Source organism: Enterobacter cloacae complex sp. 2024EL-00711 (genome assembly GCF_047529885.1).
GTDB lineage: Bacteria > Pseudomonadota > Gammaproteobacteria > Enterobacterales > Enterobacteriaceae > Enterobacter > Enterobacter ludwigii.
The window spans coordinates 431,418-449,144 of record NZ_JBLIZC010000001.1 but is presented as its reverse complement, the minus strand read 5'-3'; the positions used below and the strand labels follow the sequence as shown (position 1 = coordinate 449,144).

At 56.2% G+C, this 17,727-nt stretch carries 19 protein-coding genes; 10 read left to right on the top strand and 9 right to left on the bottom strand.

The window, feature by feature from the left end; translation table 11 throughout:
* Positions 1–97: 97 nt before the first annotated feature.
* On the top strand, positions 98–385 hold the full coding sequence (locus ACMVME_RS02110; protein WP_014169939.1) for a DUF1330 domain-containing protein: 288 nt from the start codon (positions 98–100) through the stop codon (positions 383–385).
* On the opposite strand, the gene ACMVME_RS02105 is transcribed toward ACMVME_RS02110, so the two are convergent.
* On the bottom strand, positions 382–1,776 hold the full coding sequence (locus ACMVME_RS02105) for an amidohydrolase family protein (protein WP_068794594.1): 1,395 nt from the start codon (positions 1,774–1,776) through the stop codon (positions 382–384). The two genes, ACMVME_RS02110 and ACMVME_RS02105, sit on opposite strands and share 4 nt — an antisense overlap.
* A 128-nt stretch (positions 1,777–1,904) precedes the next feature.
* Here ACMVME_RS02105 and ACMVME_RS02100 point away from each other — a divergent pair, with 128 nt between their 5' ends.
* On the top strand, positions 1,905–2,885 hold the full coding sequence (locus tag ACMVME_RS02100) for a LysR family transcriptional regulator (protein ID WP_414743346.1): 981 nt from the start codon (positions 1,905–1,907) through the stop codon (positions 2,883–2,885).
* On the opposite strand, the gene ACMVME_RS02095 is transcribed toward ACMVME_RS02100, so the two are convergent.
* The 4 genes from ACMVME_RS02095 to ACMVME_RS02080 all read right to left on the bottom strand — a co-directional run bounded on the left by ACMVME_RS02095 (position 2,808) and on the right by ACMVME_RS02080 (position 8,754).
* On the bottom strand, positions 2,808–5,867 hold the full coding sequence (locus ACMVME_RS02095) for an efflux RND transporter permease subunit (protein ID WP_068794596.1): 3,060 nt from the start codon (positions 5,865–5,867) through the stop codon (positions 2,808–2,810). The two genes, ACMVME_RS02100 and ACMVME_RS02095, sit on opposite strands and share 78 nt — an antisense overlap.
* A complete protein-coding gene (locus tag ACMVME_RS02090) occupies positions 5,864–6,973 on the bottom strand; it encodes an efflux RND transporter periplasmic adaptor subunit (protein WP_414743345.1) in 1,110 nt (369 codons plus the stop codon). The genes ACMVME_RS02095 and ACMVME_RS02090 overlap by 4 nt, the downstream gene beginning before the upstream one ends.
* A 74-nt stretch (positions 6,974–7,047) precedes the next feature.
* Positions 7,048–7,662 carry a TetR/AcrR family transcriptional regulator gene (locus ACMVME_RS02085; RefSeq protein ID WP_014169944.1) on the bottom strand — a complete coding sequence of 205 codons (615 nt, stop codon included), beginning with the start codon at positions 7,660–7,662 and terminating at the stop codon, positions 7,048–7,050.
* Positions 7,663–7,935: 273 nt separating this feature from the next.
* Positions 7,936–8,754 (bottom strand): SDR family NAD(P)-dependent oxidoreductase, encoded by an 819-nt coding sequence (locus ACMVME_RS02080; protein ID WP_032681083.1) that lies wholly within the window; start codon positions 8,752–8,754, stop codon positions 7,936–7,938.
* Between the two features lie 96 nt (positions 8,755–8,850).
* On the opposite strand from ACMVME_RS02080, the gene ACMVME_RS02075 reads away from it, so the two are divergent.
* Positions 8,851–9,219, top strand: a complete 369-nt coding sequence (locus ACMVME_RS02075) for a MerR family transcriptional regulator (RefSeq protein WP_068794597.1) — start codon at positions 8,851–8,853, stop codon at positions 9,217–9,219.
* A 36-nt stretch (positions 9,220–9,255) separates the two neighbouring features.
* Here ACMVME_RS02075 and ACMVME_RS02070 read toward each other — a convergent pair whose 3' ends face one another.
* Complete coding sequence (locus ACMVME_RS02070; protein ID WP_014169947.1) at positions 9,256–10,191, bottom strand: LysR family transcriptional regulator; 936 nt, start codon at positions 10,189–10,191, stop codon at positions 9,256–9,258.
* Between the two features lie 99 nt (positions 10,192–10,290).
* Between ACMVME_RS02070 and ACMVME_RS02065 the strand changes: the two genes are divergently transcribed.
* From ACMVME_RS02065 to ACMVME_RS02055, 3 genes are all read left to right on the top strand, one after another.
* Positions 10,291–11,403, top strand: coding sequence for an alkene reductase (locus ACMVME_RS02065; RefSeq protein ID WP_251859102.1), 1,113 nt, complete (start codon positions 10,291–10,293; stop codon positions 11,401–11,403).
* Positions 11,400–12,122 carry an SDR family oxidoreductase gene (locus ACMVME_RS02060; RefSeq protein WP_251859103.1) on the top strand — a complete coding sequence of 241 codons (723 nt, stop codon included), beginning with the start codon at positions 11,400–11,402 and terminating at the stop codon, positions 12,120–12,122. The genes ACMVME_RS02065 and ACMVME_RS02060 overlap by 4 nt, the downstream gene beginning before the upstream one ends.
* Positions 12,123–12,195: 73 nt before the next feature.
* A complete protein-coding gene (locus tag ACMVME_RS02055; RefSeq protein WP_251859104.1) occupies positions 12,196–12,735 on the top strand; it encodes an ester cyclase in 540 nt (179 codons plus the stop codon).
* 110 nt (positions 12,736–12,845) lie between these two features.
* Here ACMVME_RS02055 and ACMVME_RS02050 read toward each other — a convergent pair whose 3' ends face one another.
* On the bottom strand, positions 12,846–13,313 hold the full coding sequence (locus tag ACMVME_RS02050; RefSeq protein WP_014169951.1) for a DUF1348 family protein: 468 nt from the start codon (positions 13,311–13,313) through the stop codon (positions 12,846–12,848).
* A 103-nt stretch (positions 13,314–13,416) separates the two neighbouring features.
* On the opposite strand from ACMVME_RS02050, the gene ACMVME_RS02045 reads away from it, so the two are divergent.
* The gene (locus ACMVME_RS02045) at positions 13,417–14,001 is read left to right on the top strand and encodes a TetR/AcrR family transcriptional regulator (protein ID WP_148575715.1); all 585 of its coding nucleotides are present in this window, start codon (positions 13,417–13,419) and stop codon (positions 13,999–14,001) included.
* Between the two features lie 86 nt (positions 14,002–14,087).
* Here the strand turns inward: ACMVME_RS02045 and ACMVME_RS02040 are convergent, their stop codons facing one another.
* Both ACMVME_RS02040 and ACMVME_RS02035 read right to left on the bottom strand, forming a co-directional pair.
* Positions 14,088–14,858, bottom strand: coding sequence for a hypothetical protein (locus ACMVME_RS02040; RefSeq protein ID WP_047744605.1), 771 nt, complete (start codon positions 14,856–14,858; stop codon positions 14,088–14,090).
* Position 14,859: 1 nt separating this feature from the next.
* Entirely contained in the window at positions 14,860–15,057 is a 198-nt protein-coding gene (locus tag ACMVME_RS02035; RefSeq protein ID WP_008502331.1) for a hypothetical protein, read from the bottom strand.
* A gap of 263 nt (positions 15,058–15,320) precedes the next feature.
* Here ACMVME_RS02035 and ACMVME_RS02030 point away from each other — a divergent pair, with 263 nt between their 5' ends.
* The 3 genes from ACMVME_RS02030 to ACMVME_RS02020 are packed head-to-tail and all read left to right on the top strand — an operon-like array spanning position 15,321 to position 17,727.
* Complete coding sequence (locus tag ACMVME_RS02030) at positions 15,321–15,755, top strand: nuclear transport factor 2 family protein (protein WP_251859105.1); 435 nt, start codon at positions 15,321–15,323, stop codon at positions 15,753–15,755.
* Entirely contained in the window at positions 15,752–16,471 is a 720-nt protein-coding gene (locus ACMVME_RS02025) for an SDR family NAD(P)-dependent oxidoreductase (RefSeq protein WP_047744606.1), read from the top strand. Before ACMVME_RS02030 ends, ACMVME_RS02025 begins: the two co-directional genes overlap by 4 nt.
* Positions 16,468–17,727, top strand: a complete 1,260-nt coding sequence (locus ACMVME_RS02020; RefSeq protein WP_251859106.1) for an NAD(P)/FAD-dependent oxidoreductase — start codon at positions 16,468–16,470, stop codon at positions 17,725–17,727. Before ACMVME_RS02025 ends, ACMVME_RS02020 begins: the two co-directional genes overlap by 4 nt.

The following is a 17,727-nucleotide window of genomic DNA, read 5'->3' as shown; positions in this document are numbered from 1 at the left end:
TTGATGACTAATAGAGTGTCTTCATACCGCGTAACGCTGTCAAACAGGTTGATGCGCTTTACACCACCGGCAACAGTCCTCAGGAAGGATAAAGAAGATGAATAAAGGTTATTTAATCGCCCACGTGACCGTCACAGATCCTGCTGCCTATGCAGAATATGCGAACGCTGCCGGGGAAGCGCTGCAGGGGTTCAACCCCCGGGTCATCGTCTGGTCCGGGGAATATGAAAACCTGGAAGGGGAAGCGCATGAACGCCATGTCGTTTTAGAGTTTGATTCGTATGCTGAGGCCAAACGTTTTTATAACAGTCCCGGGTACGTGGCCGCCAGAAAGCTGCGCGCGGGGGCGGCAACCGGGACATTTGTTGTGGTTGAAGGGGCTTAATCCTGCGCCAGCGGCAGGAAGGCGTCAGCAAATATGTCCGGCTCATACCCGGCTGAGGTAAAGAGATGATGACGTGATTCATCAATGGCCTCGCGAAGGCGGGTGATGTCGACCCCCAGCACGTTGCCGTCTTGCTTCACGATTCGTCCGGCAATCATGACGGTATGGATGTTGCTGCGCTCTGCCGCATGGACCACCGTGCCAAATGCATTGCCGGACGGATAGAGGTTGAGATCGCCGGCGTTAATAAGCACCAGGTCGGCCTGTTTACCCGGCGTCAGGCTGCCGATGCTCTCCTGTAACCCTGCACAGGCCGCACCATCGACGGTGGCTGCTTTCAGGAGCTGTTGGGTATGAAGCGTATTTACGGTGTGCGCTGAACCACAGCAGTGCTGCTGATGCATGCCCATGACGCGCTGGAGGTAAAAAGCCACGCGCATTTCCATAAACATGTCGCCGCTGTACGACGTTTCATTGTCAACGCTGAGGCCGGGGCTGATGCCGTGGCGCAGCGCGGACTGAAGGGCAAACATGCCGTCTTCAATCCCATAGTGCGCATCGGAACGGGGGCAGACGTTCACGCGTACGCCCGCATCCCGCAGGATTTTCCATCCGTCGTCCGGCAGTGCGGTGCAATGATTAAAAATATTGTCCGGTCCCAGAAGTCCCTGCTGATGCAGCGCCTCAAGCTGCGACGCCATTTCACCCCCAAAGAATTCGGTCACGATTGGCAACCCCAGCCTGCGGGCCTCCAGCCATCTCTCCGGCTCCAGCTGGGCCATGACCGCCAGCGAAACAAGACTTTCAGGGTTATTCTGGAAATACTTTTCTTGCAGGCGCTGCCAGTTACCGGGCCAGTGCGCGCGGTCCCATTCTCCGGACACCGGTGCACCGGAAGCGTGTACGGCGCGGATCCCCGCATCCAGCAGGGCCTCAACGGCCGCGTCCGAATGCGCAGCGGTGCGGCTGTTATGGGAATTATCAATCACCGTGGTGATACCGGCATCAATACACCCCAGGGCGGTGAGCAGGTTGCCGATATAAATATCGGCAGGGCGATAATACCTGGCGAATGAGAAGTGCGTGGCGTTGCAGTAATCTTCAAGCGTTTTGGCGTCGGGGTTAATGCGGCGCAGTTGTCCCTCCCAGGCATGGCGATGGGTATCCACCAGGCCCGGCATGGCAATCATATGTGTGGCATTTATTATGCAGGCGCCTTCTGCTGCCAGATTTTCACCAATGGCGACGATCTTTGCGCCTTCGATAAGGATATCGCCGCGTTCAAAATTACCCACCCTGTCATCCATGCTGAGCAGGGTTGCGCCCTTAATCAACGTGGCGGGTGGAGTTATGCTTTGATTGTTAATCATATTTCTCAGGTAATCGCTCATCTTCTTGTCCTTTGTCTCTTCATGGGTGAGAAATTACGCCACCCGATTACGGCGAAAAAGATGCTTAACGTGTTTTCATTATTCATAATCTACGAAGAATAATGTGAGCGACGGTCGGGGGAGAAAAAATGGATCGTATTCAGGCAATGCAGATCTTCATGCGGGTAGCGCAGGCCGGAAGCTTTGTCCGCGCAGCCGAAACGCTTTCTCTGCCTTCGTCAACGGTCACCAGCAGCATAAAAAATCTGGAGAATTACCTCCAGGTGCGCCTGCTTAACAGAACGACAAGGCGGGTGAGCCTCACCGCTGAAGGTGTGCATTATCTGGCGCAATGCCAGGAAATACTGGCGTTAATCGAGCATGCGGAAACGAGCCTGACGGCGTCAGTCCGGCGCCCGCAGGGACGCTTGCGGGTGGATATGCCGGGCGGGATCGCGGATTTCATCGTGATGCCTCACCTGAAAGATTTTTACCGGCTTTATCCGGATATCTACCTGATGCTGGGCGTCAACGATCGGCAGGTTGATCTGGTGCAGGAGGGGGTGGACTGTGTGATCCGAACGGGGGATCTGAATAGCTCGACTCTTGTTGCCCGTCCTCTGGGCCGGTTTCGCTGGGTGACCTGTGCCTCACCGGACTATCTCAGGAAGTTCGGTACTCCCCGCTCGCCAGACGACTTATCACAGCATCGGGCGATACACTACTTTTCCGATCAGACCCGACGGGCGGATGCGTTACGCTTTGTCCGCGGGACAGAGACCGTCTCCATCCCTGTCCGCGGCGAAGCGGCCGTAAATGCCACCGGGCTTTATATCAACATGTGCCTTGAAGGTTTCGGGCTGGCGCAGCTGGCTGAGAGTATTGTCTCAGCGCATCTGCGGGAGGGAAGGCTGGTTGAGGTTCTGGCTGACTGGCAACCGCCTTCGGCGCCCGTCACGTTGCTTTATCCCCATCAGCGTTTTCTCTCTCCCGCAGTGCGTGCCTTTGCAGACTGGATTGCCGGACTTATCCCGGACGCCAGCCCGGCACCGTCAGGCGGCGGGCTTGATCCGAAACCAGATCGCATACATCGCTGGCAGGAAGACGAGGGTAATAATGGTTCCCCCTAGCGTTCCGCCAATCAGCGTGTAGGCCAGCGTTCCCCAGAACACGGAGTGCGTCAGGGGAATGAACGCCAGCACGGCGGCCATGGCCGTCAGTAAGACCGGCCTCGCGCGCTGTACGGTCGCCTCAACCACGGCATGGAACGGATCGAGACCGTCCTTCTGGTTGTGATCGATTTGACCAATGAGAATCAGCGTGTTTCGCATCAGGATCCCCGAAAGCGCGATCAGGCCGACGAGGGCATTGATGCCAAATGGCTGATTGAAAAGCAGCAGTGTAGGAACCACACCAATAAGCCCCAGCGGTGCGGTCAGGAATACCATGACCATGGCCGAGAGTGAACGCACCTGCAGAATGATTATCAGCAGCGTCAGGGCAATCATGATGGGGAACAGCGGGGCCATGGCCTGGGTGGCTTTGCCGGATTCCTCAATCGATCCCGCCATTTCGATGCGATAGCCAGGTGGAAGCGAATCAACAATGGGTTGCAGCTGTTTCATGATGGCGGTTGACACATCCGGGGGCTGAAGGTTTTCGGCAATGTCTCCCCGCACGGTAATCGTGGGCGTACGATCGCGGCGGCGCAACAGCGGATCTTCCATTCGGATCTCAATCTCCCCGATTTGTGACAGCGGAACGCGTTGTCCGGCGTTACCCACCAGGGTAAAGCCCTCTATCTTCGCCGGATCAAGACGGATATCACCCGCGGCGCGGCCCGTAACCTGTACCGAGCGAATATCTTCCCGCACGGAGGTGATGGGAACGCCCGACAGCAGGAACTGAAGCTGCTGGGCAACGGCGTTCGACGTTAAGCCGGTAGCCTGCAGGCGGTTCTGATCGAGGGTGAAATGCAGGGTCGGTACGCGTGAACCCCAGTCGGTATTGACGGTTCTCATCATCGGACTGGCCTGCAGCACACCTTTGACGTTATCTGCAATGTCACGCAGTTTATTGACATCCGGTCCCATTACTCGCCAGGCGACCGGGAAGGGAGAATAAGGCCCGAACACCAGCTGCGTGACCCGCACGCGTGCCTCCGGAGCCAGCCCGCGGGCTACCGCTTCGCGAAGGCGGAACTTAAGCGCCTCGCGTGACTTCTCGCTGTCCGTCATGACGACAACCTTCGTGAAAGAGGGATCGGGCAACTCAGGGGCCATCGCCAGATAAAAGCGCGGCGAACCCTGGCCAATGTAGGCGGTGACGATGCTGGCTTCAGGCTGTTTGCGCAGCCACGCTTCGATTTTCGCGGTGGCGGCGCTGGTTTGCTCAATCGATGTGCCATACGGCATCTGCACTTCCACCAGCACCTCGGGGCGGTCGGACGTCGGGAAAAACTGTTTCTTAACCAGCCCCATCCCCAGTACTGCGAGGGTGAAGATGGCCACGACGGACGCGGCGACGATCCATTTTCGGGCGATCACGCGGCTCAGCGTATGACGAAAACGGTTATAGCGCGGGGTGTCATAGATGGCGGCATGACCGCCTTCGACTTTTGCGATGTCCGGCAGGATTTTGACGCCCAGATAAGGGGTGAACACCACCGCCACAAACCACGAAGCTATCAGGGCGAGGCCGACTACCCAGAACATATTGCTGGTGTACTCCCCGGCGGTTGACTGCGCAAAACCATTCGGCATAAACCCGATGGCTGTCACCAGGGTTCCGGCCAGCATTGGCGCGGCGGTATGGCTCCAGGCGTAGGCGGAGGCTTTGATTCTGTCGTAGCCTTCCTCCATTTTTACCACCATCATTTCGATGGCGATAATGGCATCATCAACCAGTAAGCCGAGGGCGAGAATAAGGGAGCCCAGGGTAACGCGGTCGAAGTTTATACCGGAGGCTTCCATCACGACAAAAACGACCGCCAGCGTCAGCGGCACTGCCGCCGCGACAACGATGCCCACGCGCCACCCCATACTGACAAAACATACCACCATCACCACCAGCAGGGCGACGAAGAACTTGATCATGAACTCATCGACCGACGAGCGGATATTCACCGACTGATCGGTGACTTTCGTTAAGGTCATCCCCAGAGGCATATTCGCATTGATGTTTGCCGTTTCAGCATCCAGCGCTTTACCCAGCGCCAGGCCGTTCCAGCCTTCACGCATGACAATACCGAGCAGGAGGGTGGGTTCTTGCTGGTTACGGATCTGCAGGGTCGGTGGGTCCTCATAGCCCCGTTCAACCGTTGCCACGTCGGACAGCCGGAGCGTTTTGCCCTGCGCGATCAGGGGCGTATCGCGGATCTTCTGCAATTTATCGAAAGCGCCGTCGAGGCGGATAAAGATTTGCGCCCCGCGCGTTTCAATCGAGCCCGCCGCGGTTAATGCGTTCTGGCTGTTGAGCGTGGTGAAAATATCCTGCGGCGAGAGTCCCAGTGTTGCCAGACGGTCATGCGAGAAGGAGATGTAAATCCGCTCGGCCTGTTCCCCGATGATGTTCACTTTCTTTACGCCCGGAACGTGCAAAAGCTGCTGGCGCAGGGCTTCGGCGTCACGCACTAACAGACGCTGTGGTTCGCCTTTCGCTTTCAGTGCAAAAAGGGCAAAGGTGACATCGGAAAACTCGTCATTGATCATCGGCCCCATGACGCCTGCCGGAAGGTTTTTGGTTTCATCCCCCAGTTTCTTTCGCGCCTGGTAAAATTCCTCCTGAACCTGAGAAGGCGGGGTTTTGTCCTGCAATGACAACGTGATAAACGCCATACCGGGGCGGGTATACGTTTCCGTGCGGTCATACCATTTGAGTTCCTGCAGACGTTTTTCCAGCGGCTCGGCGACCTGATCCTGGATTTCCTGTGCGGTTGCACCGGGCCAGACGGTGATAACCGTCATTTGCTTAACCGTGAAGGGGGGATCTTCCGCGCGGCCAAGGCCAAAAAACGAGAAAATACCGGCAAGGGTAACCAGAATAATCAAGAACAGCGTGACCGAGCGCTCGCGTACCGCAAGCGCTGACAGGTTGAAACGACCTCCACTCATGGTGTCATCCCCGCCTGAGTGGCATCGCGCTGTTCCGCCAGCCGGACCGCTTCGCCTTCGTGCAGAAGATGGACGCCTAACGCAACAATCTTCTCTCCGGGCTGCACGCCGCCGGTCACTCTGGCGATATCATCCCCTACGCTAAGCACCCTGACAGGCTGCCAGACGACTTTTGTCGGCTGAGCGGAAATACGCCAGACGCCAGGCCCTTTCCCCGCATCGTAGAGAGACGCCAGGGGAACCTGCATCACGCGGCTGTCGCCTTTGCCGTGTTCGATGCTCAGCGTCACGGTCGCCCCCAGCGGCGCGTTCGCCAGCGCGCCATCCAGCACGTATCGGGCCTCAAAGGTACGGGTGGTCGCATCGGCTGAATCAGACAGCAGGCGCAGCTTCGCGCTAACGGGCTGCTTTTCGTTACCGTAGAGCGTTGCCAGAGCTGTACTTCCCACGGCAGGGCGCAGGGTTTCCGGCAACTGGACCAGCGCCTCGCGCTGCCCTGCACGGGCCAGACGGATCACCGCCTGCCCGGCGCTGACCACCTGTCCAGGCTCGGCAAGCGTCTCCATCACCACGCCGTCTGAATCGGCAAGTAGCACGGCATAACCGGTGGCGTTTTGCGCCACGCCTGCCTGTGCCCGGGCAGCGCTGAGCTCCGCTCTGGCGCTGTCGGCTGCGGCTTTAATCTGGTCGTACTCTGACGCCGACACTGCACCGGATGCCACAAGGCCGCGATAACGCGCCTCATCGCTGGACGCTTTACGTGCGCGCGCCTGGGCAGCATCCACCGCTCGCTGATGGGCCTGCGCCTGTAATTTCAGATCAACAGGATCCAGACGCATTAAAGGCTGGCCCTGCTTAACGGTTTGACCCGTATCGACAAGACGTTCGAGAATTTTGCCCTGCACCCTGAAGCCTAAATCACTTTGCGTTCTTGCCACCACCACGCCGGTAAAGGCGCGTGACGTCTCGTTCGCAGGGATCACGGACGCAAACCTGACAAGCGGTGGCTGCGTGCGCGGATCGTCACTGGCGTGGTTATCGCCGCATGCCACCAGGGCAAACGGCAGGAGGCATACGGCAAGGCGGGCTGAATGAAGCCTGAGCATGGGAACCCTTATTACATTAACAGGACGGTATCCGCATTCTCATTCTAGTGACCAATAAAGTCAATGGTCACTAATCAGGGGGCCAGGCTTCGCAAAATCAGAGAGGAGAGGACAACCGCCGCGGTCGGGGCGGCTTCAAGGTTGTACTGCAGCTGAACAGGGTTAATGAAAGGGCACATCACCATATAGATCGCCAGTGTAGCTTCGTCCAGAGGGGTTTTTCTCTCGAACTCACCGGCTTTTCTGCCCTCGACAACAATGCTCTCAATCAGTTTCAGCAGACGTTCGGAATACCTTTCGGTTGAAGGCCACTTGTCCCGCGCGGCAACGGCGGCGATGTCGTAGAGTTTACGCTCATGGAAAAACAGTTCACTTCCCGCCTCGGTGAGCGCCCTGAACAGACGACGCAGCTTTTCGCTTGCGGATGGCGCATCAGCGATGGCTGCATTGACCGCCGCCATGATCATATCAAGGCGGTTCGCGCAGATGACCTCGCCGATTGCCTGCTTGGAATCAAAAAACTTATAGATATAGGCTTTTGAAAAACCGATGGCTTTGGCAAGTTCAGCGACGGTGGTTTTTTCATAGCCGTAATGGCCGAAATGCTCATACGCAGCTTCGACGATTTGCTCTCGGACCGTGTGATCGAGTGGACCACGTGTGGATGGGGTGTTCATGTCTTTAGTCATTATTTCAGCTTAGCGTGACAGGCTCCGATTGACAACGTGTGACCATTTGGTAATTAGGTCACATGGTTGAGTGGGCAGATGGCACATGCACAGTCGTCTGTGGAACCCGAGGGATAATACTCGTTAGCCCTGAGCCGTTAAGACTGCATCATCAACCAGGTCGGCTAAGTGTATCACTGTTTTTCGCGGGATATTGTCAGTCTTTGCGAGAGGTTGCGCGCGTTTCAGTGCAATTGCGCGGCACTGAAACGTCACGCTTTGGCCTGAACGGGATTATGCGTCTGAGCGCGTCCCCTGACCGGCAGGCTTAGGTCGTAATACTTTTTCAGCAATGATCGCCAGACGTCGGCGGGTGACAAACCGGTGTAACTGGCCCAGCAGCCAGTTACCGCAGCCGGGGATCAGCGTGTTGCGTTGCGTATCCACGGCCCGTAACGCCAGCGCGACCACGTTCTGCGCTGGCATTCTTTTGCCCACTGACGCTTCCTCGGCGTTCACCACCTCAAAAAAGGCGGTATCCGTTGCGCCGGGGCAAAGCGCCAGCACGCGGATGCCGTGAGCGCGGTATTCTCCCCACAGCGCGTTCGAAAAGGAGAGTAAAAATGCCTTTGTTGCCCCATAAATTGCCATATACGGATCCGGTTGCATGGCAGCGGTCGAGGCCACGTTAATCATCACGCCTGAACCTTTACGCAGCATGGCGGGCAGCAGGGCGTGCGCGAGTGCCACGGGGGCGACGCAGTTGACGTTGATCTCTTCACGCTGGCGCGCCAGAGATAGCTTTTCAAATCGCCCGTAGGTGGCAAACCCCGCGCTATTAATCAAAATATCGGGATAAAGCCGTAACGCTTCCAGCCGTTCCACAATGTGGGTAATGGCCTCAGGCAGCGTTAAGTCCTGCACGATAACGGTGAGTGATACGCCGTGCGTTTTGTGTAGCTCAGCCGCAAGCGCCTGCAGCGTTGCCTCGGAGCGGGCAACCAGGATCAACCCCACGCCACGGGCCGCGAGCTGGCGGGCGAACTCCCGTCCTATGCCCGAGGATGCACCGGTAACCAGTGCTGTTTTTCCTGTATAATCAAAAGAATTCATAACATAAATCCCGTTTTCCCTGTCTGTGCGGCACAGGATAAACCGTGTACTCAGGTACACGGTCAAGCGTGATTTTTACAAGGTGAGAACGACGCGATGAGGATCGGCGAGCTGTGTGCCAGAACTGGGTTATCGAAAGAGACGGTGCGTTATTATGAAAGGGCGGGCTTGCTGGAAAAAATTCCGCAGCCAAACGGCAGTAATAACTACAAAGCCTACTCGGCTGTGGATTTACAACGGCTGAAGCTGATCGGGCATGCCAAAATGCTGGGGTTTACCCTGGCTGAAATCGCCGATGTTCTGGCGGTCTGGGTTGATGACCGCTTTACCGCGGAGGAAAAAAAGGCCGCTTTGCGGCGCAAACTGGCGCAACTGGCGGAGAAAGAAGCGGCGCTGAATGAACTTCGGACCCGCTTGACCGATGCCCTTCATAAAGTCGGTCAGCCGTGTGTTGATGTATTTTAAACGGCTGACGCGGGCCGTTTAACGCAACAGGCGGCTTCACGACGTCATCAGCTCACCGCGTTCAGTCTTTTTAAGCCAGTCGATAAAAAACTGGCTAAATGCGGTGACCTGAAGCGGCTGGAGTTTCCGTTGCGGATAGACAAACTGTAGCCCGACATCTTTGCGATCAAACCGGCTAAAGCCGGTGAAGCTTCCGGCAAGCAACACTTTCAGCCTTCCTTTCTCGACATCGTCCTTCACGTCCCACCACGATTTGCCCGCAATGCCAGCCCCGTCGAGGGCCCACTGACGAAGCAGTGCCCCGTCATCACAGACCATGGCAGGCTCTACGCGAACGACGCGCTCTTTCCCCTCAACCTCAAACCGCCATTCATTCATCACCACCCCTTGCGACTCCAGCGCCAGACAGCGGTGGTCCGTCAGCGCGTCACAGGAGGCAGGGATACCCTGGTCGTTAAGATACGCTGCTGATGCGACCAGCACCCGGTGATTGGGACGGATATTTCTGACCACCAGGCTGCTGTCCGGCAGGTTGCCGAAGCGAATGCTCATATCCAGCCGGTTAGCGACCAGATCCTCTACGTGTTCTCTTAAGTAAATGAAAAATTTGATTTCCGGATGCAGGCGGGAAAATGCCATGACGGCGGGGCTGAGATACTGCCTGCCAAAGTCAGAGGGGGCGGAAAGACGAATGTTGCCGCTGAGCACGCCCTCTTTTTGTGCCAGTAACGACTCGGCATGATGCATCTCTTCCAGCACGCGCAGTGCAGCATGGTAAAACTCTTCGCCCGCCCGGGTGAGGGAGATAGCCCGCGTGGAACGGTGAAACAGGCGCGTCTGGTAGCGTTCTTCAATCGCTTTGAGGCGGGCGGTCATGGTGGCCGGGGAAAGTGACAGGCGGCGGCCAGCGGCGGAAAGCCCGCCAGCCTCGGCCACTTCAACCAGCAGCGCCATATCTTCGAGTTTACCCATTATTCATATTTTCCGAAAAGTGCATCTGATTTTAGTGTAATTATCAAAATCAGATGCCACCTGTAAAGTGATTTCATCGTAACCACAAGGGACGTCCAGATGAACCAGACCTCACTTTTTGAACGCTACAGGTTAGGGGATCTCAACCTGAAAAATCGCATCGTCATGGCGCCAATGACCCGTGCCCGCGCTCTTCAGCCGGGAAATATTCCCTCGACGCTGATGGCTGAATATTACCGACAGCGGGCCAGCGCGGGCTTAATCATCACCGAAGCCACGCAGATTTCGCCTCAGGGCCAGGGCTATTCATGGACTCCGGGGATCCATACGCCAGAGCAGGTTGCGGGATGGCAACTCACTACCGGCGCGGTCCATCAGGCGGGAGGGGGGATTTTTTCCCAGCTCTGGCACGTGGGGCGGATGTCTCATGCCCGTTTTCACGAAGACGGACTGCCCGTCGCGCCCTCCGCGCTGGCACCCGATGCGAAAGTATGGGTGGTGAATGAACATGGCGAAGGTCAAATGGTTGACTGCCCGACGCCACGCGTGCTGTCGCGAAAAGAGATCGTGCGCGTCGTCGAACAGTACCGACAGGCGGCGCTCAATGCCGTTCAGGCCGGGTTTGATGGCGTGGAGGTGCACGGCGGAAACGGCTATCTGATTGATCAGTTCCTGAGAGCCACGTCAAACATTCGCACGGATGAGTATGGCGGCAGTCTCGTGAACCGGATCCGCTTCGCGCAGGAGGTGCTCGATGCTATTGCGCAGGCCATTGGCGCTGAGCGCACCGGTATCCGGCTTTCGCCGTTTATTACACAGCGGGGAATGAACGATCCGCAGGTCATCGAAGCCATTCTCGCCCTCGCGGCCTGGTGCCAGCAACGAGGCATTGCGTTTATTCACCTGGCGGAAGCCGACTGGCATGATGCGCCACAGGTTCCGGAAAGTTTCCGCAAAAAACTGCGCGAAACATTCCGTGGCACCCTGATCGTGGCAGGAAATTATACCCCCGAAAAGGCGGAAAAAATCCTCGCAGCAGGGTATGCCGATTTGATTGCGTTTGGACGCCCGTTTATTGCCAACCCCGATTTACCACAGCGGCTGGCGCATCACTGGCCGCTGAATGACGTCAGCGATCCCGCCACGCTCTTTGGTGGTACAGCGGTGGGGTATACCGATTACCCCACTTACAACCTGAGTGAGGAAAAATGATGACCCGTAAAACGTTAATTATTGGCGGCGCGTCCGGTATTGGTTTTGCTGTAGCCCGTGCCCTGGCAGCACGCGGCGACGCCATTATTCTCGCGGGACGCAATAAAGAGAAACTGAACGCTGCCCGCGCGCGGCTCAGTCCATCTCCCGCCTCTGTTGAGACCCTCGTCCTCGATATTAGCAATGAAGCAGAGGTGATCGCGTTAAGCGAAACGCTGGGTGAGGTCGACAATATTATTGTCACGGCCGGCTCTCAGGCACCTGGAGGGCCGCTTTCCAGCCTCGACCCTGGCGCGGCGAAACTGGCTTTTGATACCAAATTTTGGGGCAGTATGCATGTCGCCAGGTATCTGAGCGGGAATATTTCGCCCCGCGGTACGCTGACGCTGACCAGCGGATTTGTTGCACGCCGCGTGGTAGCTGGTGCCATAGTCAAAACCACCATGAACGCCGCCATCGAGGCGGCAACAAAAGTGCTGGCAAAAGAGCTTTCACCGCGTCGCGTAAACGTCATCAGCCCGGGTCTGACCGATACCGAAGCCCACGCCGGGATGGATGCGGCTGCGCGGGAAAAAATGCTGACTGTTGCAGCGCAAACGCTGCCCGCTAAAGCGTGGGGACGAGCGGAAGACGTTGCTCAGGGCTATCTCTTTGCCATCGATAATGCCTTTGTTACGGGCTCGGTGATTGATATTGAGGGCGGGGCATTAATTAACTGACCCCGCGTTGATCCGAATTTATTCCGGCAGTGAACATGCTGGCGGAAAACGTAATCACAGGTTGTAAGCGTTTATGCAATATTCAACATATGCACGTCCAGCTGTGCTGGCGTTAATTCTGGCTGGCGTATCCGGCGTGGCTTATTCGGCCCAGAGCGACCGGGTGAAACCGAATCTTCTTATCGTGGATAACACGCTGTCGCAAACGCAATTAACGGCGAGCGAACATGCGGCCGTTACGTATGCCACGTTCTGGGATACCGGGAAAGAGTCTCTGGCGCGGGAAGCGCTGGCGGTTAATTTTGTGGATAAAACCCCACCGGAAGGCCGTAAAAAGGGGCCAGAGGGCGCCATTATGGCCTCGAGGGCATTTCGCACCGCGGTGCCGGATTTACGCTGCGAGGTGGAACAAATGATCGTTACGGGTAATCGTGTCGTGTCCCATTTGCATTTCCACGGTCATTTCAGCGGGACATTTGGCAAAATAAAAGGGCAGGGTCAGAACGTGGATTTTATCGCGACGGATATCTATGAGATCGGCAACGGTAAAATAGTGTCCAACTGGCATATTGAAGATAACCTGACGCTGATGAAACAGTTGGGTGTGATTTAAATAATAGTCTGCCTCATTTTCATGGTGTAAAAGATAAGCCCGCCCGGGTAACCGAAAGGTTACCCGGAGCGTATGACCCCCGTAATGGCGAAGCATGATCCTGACGAAACCTACAGCCCCAGGTCGCTCAGTGAAGGGTGGTCATCAGGACGTCTGCCCAGCGGCCAGTGAAACAGGCGCTCAGACGCTTTTATCGGCATATCGTTGATGCAGGCGAAGCGGCGCTTCATCAGACCATCCGGCTCGAATTCCCAGTTTTCATTACCGTAAGAGCGATACCAGTTGCCTGAATCATCATGCCATTCATAGGCATAGCGCACGGCGATACGGTTTTCCGTAAATGCCCACAGCTCTTTGATCAGACGATAATCCAGCTCTTTTTTCCATTTGCGCTCCAGGAATGCCTGCGCTTCCTGACGGTTAGTGGCAAACTCCGCGCGGTTTCGCCACTGGGTATCCAGCGAATAGGCAAGTGCGATTTTGGCCGGGTCGCGACTGTTCCAGCCATCTTCTGCCAGTCTGACTTTTTCGATGGCACTTTCACGCGTAAAAGGCGGTAAAGGGGGGCGTGTGTTCATTTCGGCTACCTCTGGTTGGTATTAGGTAGACAGGTCTGTCTACTGGTGTTAATCTAGGCCTGAAAAATAACGCTGTCAACCTGTCAATTGAGGCCGTCGATCTGTGAATACAGTCAACTTGAATAACGATAAAACAATCAGTGTGAGGGAAAAAATCTTGCTGACCGCGCACGATCTGTTTTATTCCAGCGGATTTAAAGCAACGGGCGTGGATACCATTATCAAGCAGGCTAAAGTCACGAAAGTGACGTTTTATCGCCATTTTCCGGGAAAAAGTTTACTGATTGTTGCCTATCTCCACTATCGACACGGAATATGGATTGACTGGTTTGAAAGCACGCTGCGTCGACATCTTGCTGCGGGTAAAACCCCGGCCAGTGCATTATCTGACACGCTGTATGAATGGTTTATTTCGCCGTTATTCCATGGGTGCGCCTTTATTAATGCCAGCGCAGAAGCAAAATCTGAAGAAAATGAACGCGAAATAAAAGATATTTGCCGCAATCATAAAACCGAAACAAAGGCAAAAATAGCGTCCCTGACCGGCATAACCGATGAGAAAACCGTTAATGAAATCATGATGCTGATCGACGGCGCGATTATTCATGCGCAAATGGGGATCGCAGCGGATGAGGTCATAAGCTCATTGAAAAAGGGAGTAGAACGGCTAACAGAAAACGCCGCCTGAACCGGGGCACGATCGGCCGTCGACGAAATACGCTTAGCATGGAAGGGCTGGCGCTGAGCCTGGCAGTGAATGCCAGGCTCCTGCCTTTAGTCATCATCTTCTGCCCGTTCCGCCATCGCCAGCGAGCTGGCACTGGCCGGATCAAACAGGGAAATACTCTCGATCTGATTCAGCATGATCACCTTTCTGAAGTCCATTGCGCTTCCGGGTTCTGAATCCAGAGTGATGTCGTGGCGGGCATACCATTTGCTGTAATTATTTTCGATGCAAATTCGCATTGTCTTTTCATCGCGGTAGCCGCTTAGCATGGGGATCAGCACGATATTGGCGGTTTTTTCATACTCGAGCGTTGCGGTGTGGATCATGCCGACATAAATCCGTCTCGAGCGCAGCGTCACCTGCGCCAGCTCCCCTTGCTCCATACACTGATACAGCAGTTGTTCGATACCGCTCGACTGCGCGAGACGTTTGTAGAGCTTCTTCCTGCCTTCACCGTCCAGCCTGGCGCTGCCTGCCCAGTTAGAACGATAAAGACAAAACAGGATGGCGAAGGCCAGCATGACGACAACCGGCGCCTGAATACCTAAAAAGCTCCAGTTCATAAAATCTATTTGCCAGTCGGCATAGGTCTGCGCCGTGAAGTGGAAGGTGTTGTCGGCGGCAGAAAGTGCATAGAGCAACAGCCAGAGCAGCCCCGTGGCGATCACCCCTTGCAGAACGAAGATACAGCCATACAGGGCAACGAGAAAATAGACATCCCAGCCGAAAGATCGCTTGATTTTAAAACGGGTCGACAGGTCACGGCTGGTGTACCAGTACCCACAGACCATCAGCACCATAAAGATAGCCGTTCCCATATCAGGCCCTCTTCAGCGCGTTAACATGACGCAGGAAATCCTGTCGCACCTCGTTGCTCTTGTAGTTCACCGAGGCGTTCCCGTCCTGGTCGATGATGATGCGATCGCCATCCTCCACGGCTTCGATAATTTCCTGCTGGCTCATCACCTGGAGCAATGATTCCGGACTGGAGAAAAGTGACAGAAAGAAACGTTTCATCGCGGGGTTTCCTCATCCTTATGATTAAAAAGGATAAGTCTGGAAGAAGAAGGGGAAATTCGCCTTAAGGTAAAACTGAAAAGCAAAACGGGAAACAGGTGCGTCAGAAAATGTTCTGAAAAAAGCATCGGCAATACAGGTGTAACTTTTTGAAAAATAATATAAATAAAAAATAGTTTTACACAAACTTGGACAAATAACGTTAATTGTGTAAGTTTTAATTATGCGATTACGCCACGTTGTTTACCGCCAGGATGTGACCCATGAGCACTTTGCCCTCTGTCGTGAGTCGGTTTGTTGAGTACTACACCGCACTGGATAGCCAGCCGCCCTCAGCGCTGGTCGGGCTTTATCATTCGGATGCCACGCTTATCGATCCGTTCGGCGAGCATGACGGGATTTTCGCGCTCCAGCGCTATTTCACCCATCTGCTGGCCAATGTTGAAAATTGCCGTTTTACCATTGATCCTCCGCTGTTCGGTGACCGCCGTTTCGTTGTCACGTGGATTATGCACTGGTCGCATCCGCGCATTGCCGGAGGCGAGCTGCTCGACCTGCCGGGATGTTCGGTGGTGGAGACCGAACACGGGTTGATTACTCGCCAGCGTGACTATTACGACGCCGGAGAGATGATCTACGAACACCTTCCGCTGCTCGGTTGGGCAGTGCGCGGCGTGAAGCGGAGGGTGAACGCATGAGCACGGTTCTGATTACCGGAGCAAGTTCGGGCATCGGCGCCGGGCTGGCGAAATCCTTCGCTGCTGACGGCCACACGGTAATCGCCTGCGGGCGCGATCCGGCGCGTCTGGACGCCCTGCATCAGCACAGCCCCACTATCACGGTTCGCCTGTTCGATATGACAGACAGGGACGCCTGTCGCCAGGCGCTGACGGGCTGCTATGCCGACCTGGTTATTCTCTGCGCCGGTACCTGCGAATACCTTGAGCAGGGCGTGGTGGATGCAGCGCTGGTAGAGCGGGTGATGACCACCAATTTCCTCGGGCCGGTGAACTGTCTGGCCGCGTTACAGCCGCAGCTGGTTTCAGGCAACCGCGTGGTGCTGGTCAGCTCCATGGCGCACTGGCTGACGTTCCCGCGCGCAGAGGCTTACGGCGCGTCCAAAGCGGCGCTGAGCTGGTTTGCCGACAGTCTGCGGCTCGACTGGGAGCCGAAAGGGATCGCCGTGACGGTGGTATTTCCGGGCTTCGTTGATACGCCGCTGACCCGAAAAAATGACTTTGCCATGCCGGGCAGGGTGAGCGTTGAGGAGGCCGTGCAGGCCATTCGGACCGGGCTGGCGAAAGGGAAAATGCAAATTGCGTTTCCGGTGGGGTTTGGCCTTATCTTGCGGTTGCTCTCAGGGCTTCCCGCGTTTCTTCAGCGCACACTGCTGCGCAGGATGGTGCGTTCATGAAGATTGCCATTATCGGCAGCGGCATCGCCGGGTTGACCTGTGCCTGGCGTCTTGCCGGTCATCATGAGGTGACGCTGTTCGAAGCGGGGGCCACTCCCGGCGGGCATACCGCGACGGTTGACGTGCCGACGCCACAGGGTGCTTTCGCCATCGATACCGGTTTTATCGTCTACAACGACCGTACCTACCCGCGATTTATGGGCCTGCTGAGCGAGCTGGGTATCAGCGGGCAAAAGACGCAGATGAGCTTTTCGGTGCATAACCCGCAAACCGGGCTGGAGTACAACGGACACACCCTGACCTCGTTATTTGCCCAGCGACGAAACCTGGTGAACCCGTCGTTCTGGCGGCTGCTCGGGGAGATTGTCCGCTTTAATCGCCTGGCGAAACAGGCGCTGGAGAGCGAGCCAGACCCGCACGCGACGCTGCAGACGTTTCTGGACAGGCTCCGCTTTACGCCGTTTTTCGCACGTCACTACATTCTGCCGATGGGGGCGGCCATCTGGTCATTGTCGTTGCAGGAGATGAAACGTTTTCCGTTGCCGCTCTTTTTGCGTTTCTTTGACAATCACGGCCTGCTGGATGTGACGCATCGTCCGCAGTGGTACGTCGTGCCCGGAGGTTCCCGGGAATACATCCGCGCCATGCTGGATAAACTCGGTGACCGCCTGACGCTGCACCTCAACGCCCCGGTGCAGCGGGTGATTCGTCAGCAGAATGGGGTAACGATCCAGCTCGACAACGCGAGCCACAGCGTTGATCAGGTGATTTTTGCCTGTCACTCCGGGCAGGCGTTGGCGATGCTTGACGCGCCGAGCGCGGCTGAGCAGGACGTGCTGGGCGATATCGGCTGGCAGCGTAATGAGGTGGTGCTTCACAGCGATCCGCGCTGGCTACCGGTACGTCAGCGTGCCTGGGCGAGCTGGAACTACCGTCTGAGCCAGCAGGATCAGGCCAGCGCCTGCGTCACCTACAACATGAATATTTTGCAGGGGTTGCCTGCGGGTAGCCCGCTGTTCTGCGTCACCCTTAATCCGGACATCCCCGTGGATGAACGCTTCGTTCTGAAACGCTTTGTCTATGAACACCCGCTGTTTAACCCCAAAAGCTGGCGTGCACAGGCGCGTCGCGGTGAGATTAACAGCCACCAGCGTAGCTGGTTCTGCGGTGCTTACTGGTACAACGGCTTTCATGAAGATGGCGTGCGCAGTGCGCTGGACGTGGTGAATGCGATAGCCGCCGGGGAGGGGAACTGA